13 protein-coding genes and 1 pseudogene are annotated in these 14969 nt (G+C 51.3%); 7 read left to right on the top strand and 7 right to left on the bottom strand.

Features of this window, described 5'->3' with window-relative positions:
• The first annotated feature begins 16 nt into the window (after positions 1-16).
• Positions 17-3028 carry a DEAD/DEAH box helicase family protein gene (locus AABM55_RS18595; RefSeq protein ID WP_347927260.1) on the top strand — a complete coding sequence of 1004 codons (3012 nt, stop codon included), beginning with the start codon at positions 17-19 and terminating at the stop codon, positions 3026-3028.
• Between the two features lie 398 nt (positions 3029-3426).
• On the opposite strand, the gene AABM55_RS18590 is transcribed toward AABM55_RS18595, so the two are convergent.
• From AABM55_RS18590 to AABM55_RS18580, 3 genes are all read right to left on the bottom strand, one after another.
• A complete protein-coding gene (locus tag AABM55_RS18590; protein ID WP_347927259.1) occupies positions 3427-4233 on the bottom strand; it encodes a restriction endonuclease in 807 nt (268 codons plus the stop codon).
• Positions 4234-4399: 166 nt separating this feature from the next.
• Positions 4400-5095 carry a hypothetical protein gene (locus tag AABM55_RS18585; protein WP_347927258.1) on the bottom strand — a complete coding sequence of 232 codons (696 nt, stop codon included), beginning with the start codon at positions 5093-5095 and terminating at the stop codon, positions 4400-4402.
• Positions 5096-5157: 62 nt separating this feature from the next.
• Positions 5158-6906: an ATP-binding protein gene (locus AABM55_RS18580; protein WP_347927257.1), complete on the bottom strand. Its 1749-nt coding sequence runs from the start codon at positions 6904-6906 to the stop codon at positions 5158-5160.
• A 341-nt stretch (positions 6907-7247) separates the two neighbouring features.
• Between AABM55_RS18580 and AABM55_RS18575 the strand changes: the two are divergent.
• Together AABM55_RS18575 and AABM55_RS18570 are read left to right on the top strand one after the other, a co-directional pair.
• Positions 7248-7919: pseudogene (locus tag AABM55_RS18575) on the top strand (transposase); the annotation flags it as partial.
• 138 nt (positions 7920-8057) lie between these two features.
• The gene (locus tag AABM55_RS18570; protein WP_347927256.1) at positions 8058-8570 is read left to right on the top strand and encodes a hypothetical protein; all 513 of its coding nucleotides are present in this window, start codon (positions 8058-8060) and stop codon (positions 8568-8570) included.
• Positions 8571-8701: 131 nt separating this feature from the next.
• Here the strand turns inward: AABM55_RS18570 and AABM55_RS18565 are convergent, their stop codons facing one another.
• Positions 8702-9169: a hypothetical protein gene (locus AABM55_RS18565; RefSeq protein ID WP_237142948.1), complete on the bottom strand. Its 468-nt coding sequence runs from the start codon at positions 9167-9169 to the stop codon at positions 8702-8704.
• 109 nt (positions 9170-9278) lie between these two features.
• On the opposite strand from AABM55_RS18565, the gene AABM55_RS18560 reads away from it, so the two are divergent.
• Positions 9279-10439, top strand: coding sequence for an IS30 family transposase (locus AABM55_RS18560; protein WP_347927255.1), 1161 nt, complete (start codon positions 9279-9281; stop codon positions 10437-10439).
• Between the two features lie 58 nt (positions 10440-10497).
• Here the strand turns inward: AABM55_RS18560 and AABM55_RS18555 are convergent, their stop codons facing one another.
• Both AABM55_RS18555 and AABM55_RS18550 read right to left on the bottom strand, forming a co-directional pair.
• Positions 10498-10731: a hypothetical protein gene (locus tag AABM55_RS18555; RefSeq protein ID WP_054598058.1), complete on the bottom strand. Its 234-nt coding sequence runs from the start codon at positions 10729-10731 to the stop codon at positions 10498-10500.
• 12 nt (positions 10732-10743) lie between these two features.
• Positions 10744-11223 carry a hypothetical protein gene (locus AABM55_RS18550; protein ID WP_054598057.1) on the bottom strand — a complete coding sequence of 160 codons (480 nt, stop codon included), beginning with the start codon at positions 11221-11223 and terminating at the stop codon, positions 10744-10746.
• A gap of 437 nt (positions 11224-11660) precedes the next feature.
• On the opposite strand from AABM55_RS18550, the gene AABM55_RS18545 reads away from it, so the two are divergent.
• A complete protein-coding gene (locus tag AABM55_RS18545) occupies positions 11661-12188 on the top strand; it encodes a hypothetical protein (RefSeq protein ID WP_347927254.1) in 528 nt (175 codons plus the stop codon).
• A 138-nt stretch (positions 12189-12326) separates the two neighbouring features.
• Here the strand turns inward: AABM55_RS18545 and arsN2 are convergent, their stop codons facing one another.
• Entirely contained in the window at positions 12327-12779 is a 453-nt protein-coding gene (arsN2, locus tag AABM55_RS18540) for an arsenic resistance N-acetyltransferase ArsN2 (protein WP_347927253.1), read from the bottom strand.
• A 282-nt stretch (positions 12780-13061) separates the two neighbouring features.
• Here arsN2 and AABM55_RS18535 point away from each other — a divergent pair, with 282 nt between their 5' ends.
• Entirely contained in the window at positions 13062-14114 is a 1053-nt protein-coding gene (locus AABM55_RS18535) for an alpha/beta fold hydrolase (protein ID WP_103315999.1), read from the top strand.
• Positions 14115-14636: 522 nt separating this feature from the next.
• Entirely contained in the window at positions 14637-14933 is a 297-nt protein-coding gene (locus AABM55_RS18530) for a hypothetical protein (protein ID WP_203226135.1), read from the top strand.
• Positions 14934-14969: the final 36 nt, after the last annotated feature.

Below are 14969 nucleotides of genomic sequence, written 5' to 3'. Positions count from 1 at the left end.
GACATGGACGAACGTTGTGAACATTCTCGAATACTTGGAGTCAGCGAAAGAAAAGCTAAGAAGCTGCCAACTCAGCGCGGTGCGAAGTTTCGTGAAGTATGCCGAGGAAAGCGATGCGGATAAGGCCTTCTTAATAAATCTGCCTACCGGTGCGGGAAAAACGGGTGTCATCTCGCTTATATCCCATCTCTCTAGTGCAGCTAAAGTCCTTGTTATATGTCACCGCAAAGCAGTAAAGGATCAACTTTTCCGAGAGATTTCTAAAAAATTCTTTCGTGTTACGATCAATGATGCGGACTTCAAGCTGAAAAGAACTTTCAGGGACTCTGATTTCGGTCAAGGTGATGGTATTTATATCACCAGTTTTCAGAAGTTAACATTTATCGGAGATGAGGTGCTTGGAAAAGTTCAGCAGGACTTCGATCTAATTATTGTTGATGAAGGCCACTCTGAGCCGTCCCCCGTTTGGCGAGAAATAATCCGACAATCTTCCGCTATGAAAGTGGTGATTACTGCGACCCCTTATAGAAATGATCTATTTGAATTAAATGTGAGTACAGAACATTTCTATGTCTTCACTTTTAAAGACGCTGTAGGCGATGGAGTGATTTCGGAGCCTTTTTATGAGCAGGTTGCCGATGAAGCGAAAATGCTTGCGAGGATTACGGGTTATCTGGAGGTTGACGATAATCTAAAATGTATCGTCAAGTGCAAGAGCCTTGAGGAAATCGAGAAATATCACGAACTACTAGCTCCACTTTTTTGCACCGCAAGTGTCCATGAACGATTGGAAAATCAAGACGAGGAAAATAAGTTTAAGCGGGTTGGACGAGCGCTTAAGGTTGATGGCCTCAGGGTAATCGTCCACCAGCATAAGCTTGACGAAGGCATAGACATTCCCGAAGCCAAACTGTTGGTCTTGACCTACGAGTTGGGTAGTGGGCGAGAGCTGGTACAGGCTGTCGGCCGGATCGTCCGGCGTTATGGGAATGCGCGGCCCTTGGTATTGGATCTTAGCCGGGGGGCGAATGAGGGGATGTGGGATGGCTACCAAAAATTTGACGATTATCTCGCCAGTGGAGGAGCGTCAGAATTTGTAAAGTCTCTCAGTACGAGTTACCTAATCGAGTCCTTCCTCGATAGCTTCCCCAAGTACAGCTATTTCGACGGTAAATTTAAGGAACGTGTGGATCTCAATGAGCTAGTTCCTGAGGACGACATCAAAATCCCTCAAGCTTCGGTGTGCTTCGTGCAGAAGGAGGCAGAATTCTCCCTGTCCCTACTTATGGATCGCCTCTACTGGGAGCTTCATGGAACCGGGGCTTTGGTCAAGAGCTATGAGGAGGTTCTCGACCTAAAAGTTATGGTCTACGTGTCGTTTAATAGCTCAAAATTCTTTTCTAACAAGCTGTTTTTTGAGCCAAGACTGCATGTAATTGTCGTAAAGGAGATGGATTCAGCTGTAGCAATATTCGATAGCGGCGGCGGGCGATACTACAACCAAGAGCAGTATCGGCTTCGTAATGCCATCCATATCGACAAGCTTACTGCGTTGGCGGCCAGGACAGCGATTCATCAGGTCAAGGAGACTCACGCCCGAGCTATTGGTCAAGCTGTACGACGTCCGGAGTCTGTGGCTTTGAAGGGACAGAACCTAGATGGAAGTCGTAGTAATCAGAGCAATTCCAGATATGCCCTAACTATGGTGAAAGTCGACAATATCGGCCTGGACGGGAAGAAAGACAGCAGCTACTACATTGGGGCCAGATCAGGCCGAGTGGTCGATCAGAAGGAATCAAATTTCACGCTTTATGATCTTTCTCAATGGATCGATATAGTTAGCGAATGCATCGAGGCAGGAGGCAATGCTGGACGGCTTATCAAGTCTTACGCGCAGCCGATAGCTGAAAGGCCGGACACAAAAATTCTTTCTGTATTGCTGGATTTCACTGAACTAGACGGACCTGAGCAGATTGGCCGGGGCGAGATCCATGCTGAGTTTCTTTACGTAGATTTCAATGACGGAGTCAGCTTCCATGCACAGGGTGAGTTGGTGGAGCTGGCTTTGACATACTCGGATGATGACTCATGTTTCGAAGTCCAGCTTGCTGGTGTTTCTGAAGAAAGGGCTGATCATAAATGGGTAGTGGAATATCTAAATGTTGGCCAGCGATTGAAAGTTCTGTATGAGGATGGGGTAACGTATCTAGGTGGAAATTTTTACCGGTTGGCACTTCCTTATGAGCGGGGAATCGAGGCAGAACAAAGTTTTGCGTGTGCCTCACTGTTTCCACTTCCAGAGATGCGGAGCCAAAATCTAAAGGAGAAAGGTCACGTCCGGGATCACAAATATTTTCGAACCACCAAAGATAGCTTTGATACGGACTCGATTTTTTACCTCATCGACAGGCTAAAGGGATATGGTAGTTCAGGCACTCCACACGGCGAGCTAGGGCCGTTCGCCAAGTTCATACCTGGTTGTGATCTCGTGCTTTGCTGCGATATGGGTGTTGAACCGGGTGATTTCATTTTGTCATCCCCGGAGAGGCTATGTTTCGTTCATGTCAAGTGTGGCGATACCCTCAACCCAAGATCATCAGCAGGTGCTCTCGCCGAGGTCGGGAGTCAAGCGATAAAAAATATTCATATGCTTGTTTCAAACAACAAGAATATAAAGCCGGGAAATTTTAAAACGTGGAATGGGTACTGGCCCTCCAACGATGCAACTTATCCGCTCGGGACGCGTTATAGATTATTCGATGGTCAGATAAATCATCCAGTAGCGCCTGATGGCTCTCTTTCTGAGCGGGTCTGGGATCTTATTTGCGAACGAAGAAAATCAATGAGATGCAAAAAAGAGATCTGGATCGTAGGCGGAAATTCGTTTTCCAGTGACCACTTCATCAAAAGCATGGGAAATCCACTCAAGTCTTCGCCCGAGAGTATTCAAGCCTTTCAGCTTATCGAGGATTGGCTGAGCACTGCGGATGAATTAGATGTGGATTTAAGGATTTTTACTTCGCCCTGAGGAGGCTGATGACTAGCCTTCAGCCGAATGAATGCCTCTGGCCGATCTCTGCCGATGTTGACCGGCAGCAATGGGGCGCTAGGAGCAGCTTGCGACAGACAGCTTTCGGCCGATTCTGTTGAAAAAGTCGGCCATGGTTTCCGCAGCAGAAAAGCGTGCGTCTGAGATTGAAATCTTTACCTTCGAGAGAGGTTGCTGGACTCAGATTTCACGTAGCAGCGTCCTAAAAAGACGTTTTCACCGATGGCTATCCTGGCCGTTTCAGAAAACCGACTTTTTCAACAGAATCGGCCGAAGCAGTCAGTCGGTCAGAGGCTGTCCAGCCCCGTAACGAGGCGATTGTAAAAGGGGATAGATTTATTTTTCATTGCGTCGAGGTTGACGGCAGATAAATAAATCTATTCCCTTTCTACACTATTTTTTTGTCCAATCTGTTCCTCATAAGCAGCCCAAAAGGCAGAATTAAGCATTTCGCTCAGTTTGACTTGATCGTTTGAGTTGACTAGAACAACCCATGTAGCACCACTTTTCGACTTTCCGAAGGCTAGTGTCTGCAAATCCTCTTGTTTGACAAGTTTGATGAGGATCTCAACTTGTCGTCGAGTACGGCGTGTGAATTCGTTTATTGGCTCTCCAGGATTCGGGTCATAGCCGTCGTTTCCATAAATGGCAGTTTTCTTGTCGCCCCAAGGCATAACACCTCGATGATAGGAGAAAAGTTTATGATCTGAAGTTATAAGCTCGCACAGGTTTTCTGCCTCAGCGTCCCAGTATTGGTAACGATTTCTGATTTCTTCAAATTTATCAAGAATAATTATGAGGTCCTGATAGTTCCAAAATATAGCCTTTCTATTTAGCGAGCTATCTTCGTTGAGCGCTTTAAACTGTGATTTCACAGTCTCCGCAGGTGTCGTGGTTGTGGCTAGAAGGAATCGGTTTGCTCTATGTTGCTGCATTTTTAAATAAAAGTTTCCGATATCGCTCTCTCTTACCGACTTTCCGCTAACTGAGTTGTTTTTACACTGCACTAGCCAGACTTCTTGTTGTGATAGCCCCATATCATCTGTCACATATCTCTCTACTATGATGTCGCAACCTTGATCTGGCCCTCTTGCTGGTCTGCTGGTGACAGTGAAGCCCTTCGCAATTAATACTTCCTCAATCAAGGACTCGAATTGCTCGCCATTAAGATTCGAAAAATCCATAATTTCCTGGTTTTAACTGATTAAAATTTAAAAAGTAGGGTGGAAAAGTGACAGATTTATTTTTCATTGCTGTCAAGGTTGGTGACAGAGAAATAGCCTGTCCCCTTTTCATTCGTTTCATTAAAATAAGCCCTGCTCATTGACAACTGTTTATAGCCGTTGTCCCTCATTCTCCTCTCTGTAGTTCGAGTCCGTATTGGAATAGCGCCATGTCCATAACTCGAGCAGTGGGGTAAGTAAGTTTTAAACGTCCTGTTTTCAGGGGCGGGGAGGGAGTATCTAGCTCCTGAATCACACCGACCAGAGCGGTAAGGCCCTTCCCGCTGGCAGTGGTGATAGAGGGGCGACGTGGGAATAAATTTCGGCAAGCAGCGATATAAAATCGGTCAAGGGCCGGGCATTCTCCCCAGATCCCCATCAGGATCTTGGTCTTGAGAGTATCTGTCCAGGATACGTTAGATGCTAACGACTCCATAGAGTCCAGTACTGAATCCAGCAGTTGCTGGTGGTATGCCAAATTTGGAGCGTCTTCGGCGAAATCATCCATAGAGAGCTCCAGCAGCTCCGGGCCTTGTCCTTCGAAAAGAAGCTTGGTTAAAGCTTTCATCAGATCAAGGTTGCTGTTCTGTAGAAGTCCTGAGGAACCGCGGAACATCCCCCAGTTAGCTAGGTAGAAACCAATGTGCAGCGCTGTCGTCTCTATCTGATCCTCTGAGATGAGGTTAGCCCAGTCAGTACGGGATTCGTCCCAGATGTACTCGTAAAGGAACTCCCAGGCTTTGAGTCGTGGGTAGTCGTTGCCCGGCGAGGGCTGGATATTTAGGTAATAGGCTTCGGCATACCTATTGGCGTCAAAGATCATAGTCCCGGCTTCCTGTAATCGTTAAGAGTGTCATTGCTGATAAGGTTTCTAGTGGGGCTGGATTAGGCCGGATGTGACCGTAATTGCCACTGGATTTGTCTTCTTGCAGTGGAAAAGACATCGACGAACAGCATTGCCGAAACGTTAGGTTCAAGGTTTGCCACCGGAAAGTCCTCAGACCGCTTGCCCCCTATTATCAGGACCTTGATCGGCTTGCTGACATGCTTGGCGAAGTCATGGCGATAGCCGGTGGCTTGTTGGTAATCGACGTATTTGAGTGCGTGACTGGGTCGCTTGAACTCAATCAGCAGGTACTCTCCATTGAGGTCTTCGCTCAGGAGGAGATCAGGTCGCTTGGAGGCAAGCTCACCTACGTACCGGTCGCCGAGGTAGTCTTCCACCTGACGTTGCAGCGTCTTGTTCGAGCTGAAGAGCGAGTACTCGGCCCCGAGGATCCAGAGGCTGTTTTCTATGGCTCGATGCATGGTCGCCTCAAGCGTATTGGTCGTTGCTGCCAACATCTCGAGTTGGTCTAAGTAAGCAGATCGAGCGTTGGCTTGTTCTACCAGGAAGGCCATATCCGCAAGGCCAAATTCGCTTAGTGAGTCCACCACGGCAGAGATGTCACGACGCTTTGCCTCTGCTACATGTTCAAGAAGAATCCGGTAGTCGGATCGCTCAAGCGCTTCCAAAATCACGAATACTATTGGCTCGACCTTGCTCGGTGCTTCGTCATAATACTTTTCTAAAATTCGCTTGATGGCGCGATCCGCGTACTCACGTTTGAACTCTGGCATTCCAGCCAATCGTTCATGGATTGTCTTCTGCAGTCGAGCATGGGCCAGACGCATTTCCATTCCATGTGTTTCCACAAACGCAGCTCTTAGCTTCCCCTGTACGTGCTCTGAAACCTGATGAAACAGCTCGCTGTTCTCCACCACAGCATCCCATCCGGCAGTGACCTGTTCGCTCAAACCATCCGCGTCAATTTCGCCAAACAACTTTCTGAGAAGCTTGGGCGGAAAATCATCGCATTCGTCTAGGCCGAAGAAGCTTGGCTTTCCAACCGCTTTTCCGTCGACCATCAAGGTGATCCCCGGCTGTCGCAGGCCAGCTTTGGCATCACTGATGGCGAAGCGCAGAGTTACGTCACCTGCCTCCGGGAGAGTGGTACTGTCTTCGCTGTAAGTGCCAGAGAGGTCATCGATGGCCAGCGGCTTGCCGTTGACCGTGATACTGAAGTCTTTCTGTCTACCGTACTCTTGCAGAAGGATTTGGCGGAGCTTGTTGGCATCAGGGTAGGCGAGTTCTTGATGCAGTTCTGATAGGGTAATTGATGTGCCGTGCAGGTCCGGCGGACATGGCTGCACCTCGGCGTCGATCGGTAGGTGTTCAATATCAGACTGCTCCTCTAGCGCCTTAAGGCTCAACGTGAAGCTGACTTCACTGCTTCGCGCCCGAGTTTTTAATTTCATCACTGACGCTGCCATCAAGCCTGCAAACTTACCGATACCTTTCCGGCCTTTGATCAGCCGCTGTTTACCAGCCGTTCGCAGACCTCGTTTGGAACGGCGATCGGATGCGATTTTTAGATAATGGGCGGAGAGTTCCTGAGCGGTCATGCCCGTACCGTCATCAATGATCAGAATTGGATCACTGCTGAGAGGGGATGGCAGAGTGATCGATACGTGTTCTGCATCAGCGTCCCAAGCGTTGTCTACCAGCTCTTTCAACGCCTTCTCCGTTGAGGCGTACTCCTGACTGAGCAAAGTTGCCAGGCGTGAGTCCACCTGAAAATGTAATTTGTTCATCGGTTCGTCATGTCCATGTGAACCACCTTAATACGAGCATATCGGGCGGGACGCCCGACGGATGGCGATTGATGACAACGTTTTAACCGACACAACCTGTTGGTGGCAATTAGCTATTTAGATGTGGTGGGTGCGCTGCTGGAGCAATTCGACCTCGATTGCTCTGTCGTCGCGGAGGATACCGCCGTGCCGCATCACGAGTGGGTAACTACATTACCAGACGTGCAGTGAGCTCCGTATTAGATACGAATGACTGCTATTGGCCGATTCTGTTGAAAAAGTAGCTCCCCTGTCTGGCCTGCGGCAAAATCGCTACATTGGCCAGCAGGGAAGCACGCAGCATGATGGGACAGTTATCGAGTGGGCAGGAACGACTGTTTTACTCGTTCAACCTTGAAGATCACATCCCAGCCAATCACCCTCTGCGCAGCATTGATCGGTGTCTCGATCTGAGCGACTTGCGCCATTACCTCGCCGATTTTTACAGCCCAATTGGGCGTCCTTCGATTGACCCTGAGCTGATGATTAGCATGCTGATCGTGGGCTACTGCTATGGCATTCGCTCAGAGCGGCGATTGTGCGAAGAGGCCCATTTGAACCTGGCGTATCGCTGGTTCTGCCGGTTGAGCCTTGAAGATGAAGTCCCCAATCACTCGACCTTTTCCAAAAATAGACACGGCCGTTTTCGGGACAGCGATCTCTTTCGCTGGCTGTTCAATGAAGTGCTGCGTCGTTGCATGGACGCAGGCTTGGTCAAAGGTGAAGGCTTTGCCGTGGACGCCAGCATCATCAAAGCGGATGCGAGTCGGCAGCGCGGTGTACCGGGTGATGAACAGGTCAACTGGAGCGATCCGGCCCTGAGCACCCGCGCCGTGCGTGAGTATCTTGAAGCCCTCGATGAAGAGGCTCTGGCCGAAACGCTACCGAAACGCCTATCGCTGACGGATCCTCAAGCCCGCTGGACGGCTGCTCCAGGCGGCCCAGAGTTCTACGCTTACTCCACGAATTATCTGAGAAAATAGGGGACAGATTTATTTCCGGAACAATCAATCCGTCCCCCGTTGTAGGGGCTCGCCTGCGACCCGTGACCGCATTCAAGGCAAAATCCGCTGCGGCATAATGGCGACTGTCATTGATTGCGGGGTTCGCCGATGTTGCTCGTCGTCTTCAAGATTCTGCTGACCCTCCCCGTGGCCTGGGCGTTGGCGTGGCCTTTGGTACATCCTTCGGTGGCCGGGGGAATCTTCAGCGAACTGGAGGCAATGGGCAGCATCGGGGCGTCGATGTTGACGCTGGTGTTCCTGAGCGCCGTATTCTTTTATTGCCGCGACCTTCAGCGCTCGCTGACATTGGTCAAACCTTCATCCAGGGTGGCGTCGCCTCGAAGTGTATGGCTGATGTTTCTGCTGCCTTACAACTTCATTGAAGACTTTTTTATTGTCGTTCACGTGGCCCGATCGCTACGGCGTGAAGCCAGGCATAACAAAGCTCTGGGCTCGTTCAAAAGCTTTGGCCTGTTCTCAGGGCTGGGGTGGTGTACCGCGCAGATTGTTTCATTGCTGCCCAACGAACTTGGTTCGCTGGGAGGAGCTTTGGCGTTGCCGCTGTGGATCGTCCACTGGCAGTTGGTGAGGCGGGTAAACAGGGTGATGGCGCTTGCTTGAGCGGTGGCGGATCTAAAAAGTGAAAATGGGGCAGACTTATTTATCTGTCATCAGCCTCGACGCGATGAAAAATAAATCTGTCCCCTTTTCAGTAAACGGCGAGATTAATCACAGGTAGATAGCTTACGCAGCTATTCCCAGTCCATTTTGATATTTTCTTGTTTTCGGAACTCGTCCAGCACGCTCTGATAATGGGACCTTTCAAAGGTCAGGTAGGGTATCGCGTCGTACCAGTCAACAGATGGAAGTTCCAGCGTAATCAAATCCTTTAGCAAGCCAAATCGGCTCCACTGGAGTTGATGCTCATCAGCGCACTGCTCAGCGACAATAACGGTGCAGGTCAGGTCTAGGTCATCAGAGCAGACAAGCAAGGGAACCAGGGTCTTCCATCCCGGTGCAGTGGAATAGATCCGATCCCATATCAACCAAGTATCTTCATCGCTGTACAAGCCTGAATGGGCCGCTACGAGATGAAGCTCAGCATCCGGGTTATGCCTAGGCAGCCAAACCTCCAGAGGTACTCCGTCAACGGCAAAAGTCGGATAGAAGCCGATGCTGTACTTCGATTTATGGCTTGCGATTGAAATCAGGTTGCTCATTACATCCCTCGATTCCCCAGAAATCCGTAGAGCCTACTTAAGGGGACGGCGCGCTCAACCGGTCAACGCAACGTACACTTTCCGCTCGTTGATTGGGGCATGGTAAGAAATGGCACGCAGTGGTACACATGGGTTTTCTGCTGAACAAAAATCAGAGCTTTGGCGGTTGTGGCGCAGGGGCGAAACCCTCAGCAAAATAGCGCTGGCCATTCAAAAACCAGCAGGCACTGTCCATACATTACTGGCTCGCAATGGGGGAATTTCCCCGCGAATCAGGCACCGCTCTCGGCTTGCTTTAACGCTGGGCGAGCGCGAAGAAATCTCCAGGGGAATGGCGATCGGTCATTCCATTCGCCACATCGCAGCCCAATTAAACCGCTCGCCCTCAACGGTCAGTCGTGAAGTATCGAGAAACCAAGGACGAGGTCTTTACCGCGCAACGGACGCAGATGCGCAAGCCTGGACACGCGGACTTCGCCCCAAACCGTATCGATTGAATCAGTCCCCTGAACTGTGCGAAGTGGTATCGAGTAAGCTGAAGCTCTACTGGTCACCCGAGCAGATCTCGGGTTGGCTCAAACGCGAATATCCCGACGCTCCCGCCATGCAGATTTCCCATGAAACGCTCTATCGAAGCCTGTTTATTCAAGCACGAGGTGTCTTGAAGAAGGAATTGGTTGCCGTACTTCGCTCCAGACGCATGATGCGCCGCGCAAAAACTGCTACGAGCAAGGGGCAACCCAGAGGTCATATCATTGATGCCGTTTCGATATCCGAACGCCCTGCTGAGGTGGCTGACAGGGCCATACCAGGGCACTGGGAAGGAGACCTGATAACCGGCTCTAAAAACAGCCACATTGCCACGCTGGTAGAGCGCACCACTCGATTTTTGGTTCTTGTCCGGGTAGAGGGGAAAGATACCAAGAGTGTTGTGGATGGCCTGATACGCGAGGTCCAACAACTTCCAGAACAGCTCTGGCGCTCCTTAACTTGGGATCGAGGCACAGAGCTTGCCCAGCACAAACGATTTACGCTGGACACAAACATCAACGTGTTTTTTTGCGATCCGCGCAGTCCTTGGCAGCGTGGTACGAATGAAAACACCAACGGTTTATTGCGCCAGTACTTTCGCAACGGCACCGATTTGAGTGGGTATTCTCAATCCGATCTCAATGCCGTTGCATTACAGATGAATCAACGACCACGCAAAACCTTGGATTTCGAAACACCGGCTGATAGGTTGCAACGTCTTGTTGCGCCGACCGGTTGAGCGCACCACGGCTTTATTTTCTGATATTAAATCCGCCCGCCTTTCTCGCTCAGCCAACCTACTCAAACCGCCGCCGCTTCATGAACAATCCCATCCCCATCGCCACGGCAAAAACCGACAGCAACCCCAGATCAAACCCCAACAAGCGGATCTGACCTGCCACAACGCAGCCAACCGCACCCGCCGCCACCAACAACACTCCTAGCCACTTGCGTAGCAGATACGGTTTGAGGAATTGATCGAGCAGAAAGGACAACACCAAGGCAATGACCAATTGAGTAATTACGGACATGTACGTCTCCAGTCAGGTCTTGATGATCAATGTCGAGAGGGTGCGTTGCGGGCCGATACCGCCGTTGACCTGCGCCTCGATGCTGACCAGTACGTCGCCAGCATGGTAGGTGGGTAGGATTTCATTGGCATACGTGCGCACACCGGCCCCTACAGATATCGCCACGTAAGAGGGGGCCACGGCCTTGGCGGCGGCAGTGAAGGCCGTGGCTGCAAGGTTGGCGATCGTGGTGCGCTGGGCGTTGAGGGCATCGCCCTGTTGCCGGGTCAACGGCTTGGAGATGCCGATCATCATCACACACGGCAGGTTTTTGGCCAGCATCTTGTCGTACACCTCGACGACCTTGCTGTTGACCTCATAGTGGGCGTTTTTTGCCTCGCCAAAATGCAGCTCGCGCAGGCGCCCACGTTCGCTGTCGGTGAGGGTGATCTGCGAGATGTTGAAGACAATCCCGTGATTGCCCATGTATTGGAAAGTCCCTTCGAACTTCATCGCTCATTTCCTTTTGAGGTAAAGGTGGCGATTCTCTACAACGAGCGTATTGGATTCAAATCATTTCATCTGGCTGGAGCGGGGAGCGGTGAATGCCGGTCAGTTAAGCAGGCACCCTTGGCGAGCATTTTTTCCAGGGAGTCGAGCGTAGCTGCGTCCTTATCAGTTTTGGCAGTGATTGACCGGTTGGGAGTTGGACCGCTATCGCGAGCAAGCCCCAGCTCCAGAGCAGAACAAGCCGCCCGCATCACCAAAAAACCTCTCTCCTACAGCTTCCACCTTTGAGATCGGCGCAATGTGTAGCGAGGATCATATAAAAATAGGGGACAGATTTATTTCCGGAAAAATCAATCCGTCCCCCGTTGTAGGGACTCGCCTGCGACCTGTGACCGCATTCAAGGCAAAATCCGCTGCGGCATAATGGCGACTGTCATTTATTGCAGGGTTCGCCGATGTTGCTCGTCGTCTTCAAGGTTCTGCTGACCCTCCCCGTGGCCTGGGCGTTGGCGTGGCCCTTGGTGCATCCTTCGGTGGCCGGGGGAATCTTCAGCGAACTGGAGGCATTGGGCAGCATCGGGGCGTGGATATTGACGCTGGTGTTCCTGATCGCCGTATTCTTTTATTGCCGCGACCTTCAGCGTTCGCTGACATTGGTCAAACCTCCATCCAGGGTGGCGTCGCCTCGAAGTGTATGGCTGATGTTTCTGCTGCCTTACAACTTCATTGAAGACTTTTTCATTGTCGTTCACGTGGCCCGATCGCTACGGCGTGAAGCCAGGCATAACAAAGCTCTGGGCTCGTTCAAAAGCTTTGGCCTGTTCTCAGGGCTGGGGTGGTGTACCGCGCAGATTGTTTCATTGCTGCCCAACGAACTTGGTTCGCTGGGAGGAGCTTTGGCGTTGCCGCTGTGGATCGTCCACTGGCAGTTGGTGAGGCGGGTAAACAGGGTGATGGCGCTTGCTTGAACGGTGGCGGATCTAAAAAAAGAAAATGGGGCAGACTTATTTATCGGCCATCAGCCTCGACGCGATGAAAAATAAATTTGTCCACTTTTCAATCATTGGCTACCAACACTAGCTATGGTCCAGAAGCGTTTCGATGGCTCATTCAGCACTGAGGGGAGCGCTTAAAGTTTTCCGCAGGTAGCTCGCTGATGAAGGGCACAAATGCTTGAACTGAGCTGTCTGGGTAATTGCGGCAGGTGCCAGACCCCTATCAAGCAGTTCGTACCCGTTGGCAGCGAAAAAATTAACAGCGCTTTGGGTCAACAAATGCAGTCGGACTGCGCCTTGGGAGACCGCGTATTGTTCCAGTTCCGACAACACCGCTTTACCCAGTCCGGTTCCACGATGCTCCGCGCAAACGACCATAGAGCGCAGCAGGAGATCGGGGCCAGTACCCTCCAACCCTCCATAAGCAACCAATTTCCCATCCACGTCGAACCGGTAGAACTGCCGTCGCGGATCGCTCACATCATCGCAGGGCAATCCAGCTTGACTCAAAGACGCGCGGAGCTGATTCAAACCGCTCGCCTCAACTTTAATCATCTGCATCATCAGTGCTCTTACTAGGCTCTCTGACACTCAATGCTAGCAGGCTCAATCCTTATCACCCATCAATCGACAACAGCGCTTGAATTAAGGGAAAAAGGGGACGGCGCGCTCAACCGGTCAATGCAGATAACGAAAACTATGAATGTCAGTCGGAGTATCGGCTTTAATGTCGCTGCAGATTCACCTGCTCACGGCGCTGGATTTCTATAATTTGCGAGATGTGATGCACGCTATCGTTGGGTTTCAGGTTCTGAATCCCTCTCTAAATCAAGGAAGACAACCCCATTGAAAACAGCTCTCGGCGTCCTGCTTTTAACCTGTCTGACGACCAACGCTCTCGCTGACGTCAACTCTGTCGGCTTCCAATCCTCCACCTTGCCGGACCCACACAATGAGCGTCCGCTGGAGATGGTCGTCTGGTATCCCAGTACAACGACCGTCACCCCACAGTTGATCGGCGACGATGTGGTGTTTGTCGGTGCTTCTGCGGTTCGCAACGCGCCACCCTCTGCTGGCGAGCACCCATTGGTGGTGCTCTCCCATGGATTCAGAGGCAATTGGAACAATCAGAACTGGTTGGCGAGTGCATTGGCCCATAAGGGTTACATTGTCGCAGCGGTCAACCACCCCGGCACCACGACCCATGATCGCAGCCCGCAAGCGGCGGCGCAGTTATGGCAGCGGCCCATTGACCTGCATCGGGCCATTGAGGCGGTCACCACTCAACCTGAAAAATTTGGCGTGGTCGCAAAGCGTCAAATTGCTGTAGTGGGCCATTCACTCGGCGGCTGGACTGCAATGGAGATCGCCGGCGCTCGTTTCGACCCGGCCCTGTTTGCCCGTGACTGCAAACTCCATCCGCAGTTATCCAGTTGCACCAATTATCAAAAGATCAACCCTGAGAGTACTCCGGCATTAAAGGCTGGTCTGGCCGGCGATTTGCGCGATCAACGCGTCACCGCTGTGGTTTCTTTGGACCTGGGACTCTCGCGCGGGATGACCGATGAGAGCCTTGCGGCACTGCCGGTGCCGGTGCTAGTTATCGCTGCCGGCGCACCATCGGTGGAACTGCCTGCTCAGTTGGAGTCCGCCAACCTGGCCACACGCCTGCCCCAAGCGTCCAGCCGCTATGTCGAGATAAGTGACGCCAGCCATTTCAGCTTCTTGTCGATTTGCAAACCAGGTGCAGTGGCATTGCTCGAAGAGGACATTCCTGGCGATGGCATCATTTGCGGGGATGGCGACAATGCTCGCCCACGCGAGGTAATCCAACAGCAGGTTACGTCACTGATCACCGAGTTTTTGACGCAGTCCGCGAACAACAAAGTGGAGCTCTAGGAATGCTGGTACTCGGCAACTCAGCAGACCTGAAATTTGCGTAGGAGCGCAATTTTTGTGTCGAATTCAGCGACCTATTACGATCAAAAAAGTTTTTACACAGCCTCGGCCGTAAGCGGTCGCTTTTAAGCGACTGCTATCGGCCAATAGCTGCAAGTCACGAAAAGCTGCTTTCGACCCAAAGCAAACATCATGTGTCTAGCAAGTCCGGAGCAATTCACTGATGTGTAAATCAAATCCGGCCATGGGCTTTCGGGCGTTCAAACTGGCTATTCGCGGGCTCCTTACGCAGCGGTACACGTGCGGCTGCGATTATGAGTTTGAACCAGTCGGCACGGCTTAACGGCCATCGGGGAAAATGGGGACCGGGGAAAATGGGGACAGATTTATTTTTCATTGCGTCGAGGCTGATGGCAGATAAGTAAGTCTGTCTCCTTTTCACCCGAGGTTGACCGCCTATGTTGCTGCATAGCAGCATGTCGTTCAGCACTATTTTGTCATTACGCCGCTGCCAGGATGCCTATGCCTATAGATCTTCATGAGTTGTTGGAACGCGTGAGTGATGAGGAGTCCTTCATCAGATTTATCGAGGCTCTTGGCTCTGATTTTGCCAGCGAGCGTTTGCAGGAAGAGACTTCTCCATCATCTCCCTATGGGCCAGGTGCCTTGGGGTGGGAGAACGGGTCGGTTGACTCGTTTCTTGATGCCGCGGCTTCATGGGCAACCGCCAGTACTAGACGTTCCCTGATAGACGTTGCTGTATTGAACGTATGGCAGCGCTGTGCGGCAATTCTGCTGGCCGGCAAGTTTTATGAGTGAAAACCAGCACCGTCTTCGCCCTTAGCTGAAAGAGGT

It is taken from the genome of Pseudomonas helvetica, from assembly GCF_039908645.1.
Classification (GTDB): domain Bacteria; phylum Pseudomonadota; class Gammaproteobacteria; order Pseudomonadales; family Pseudomonadaceae; genus Aquipseudomonas; species Aquipseudomonas helvetica.
Note: the sequence above shows the minus strand (reverse complement) of the source record. Positions and strands in the feature narration are given on the sequence as shown.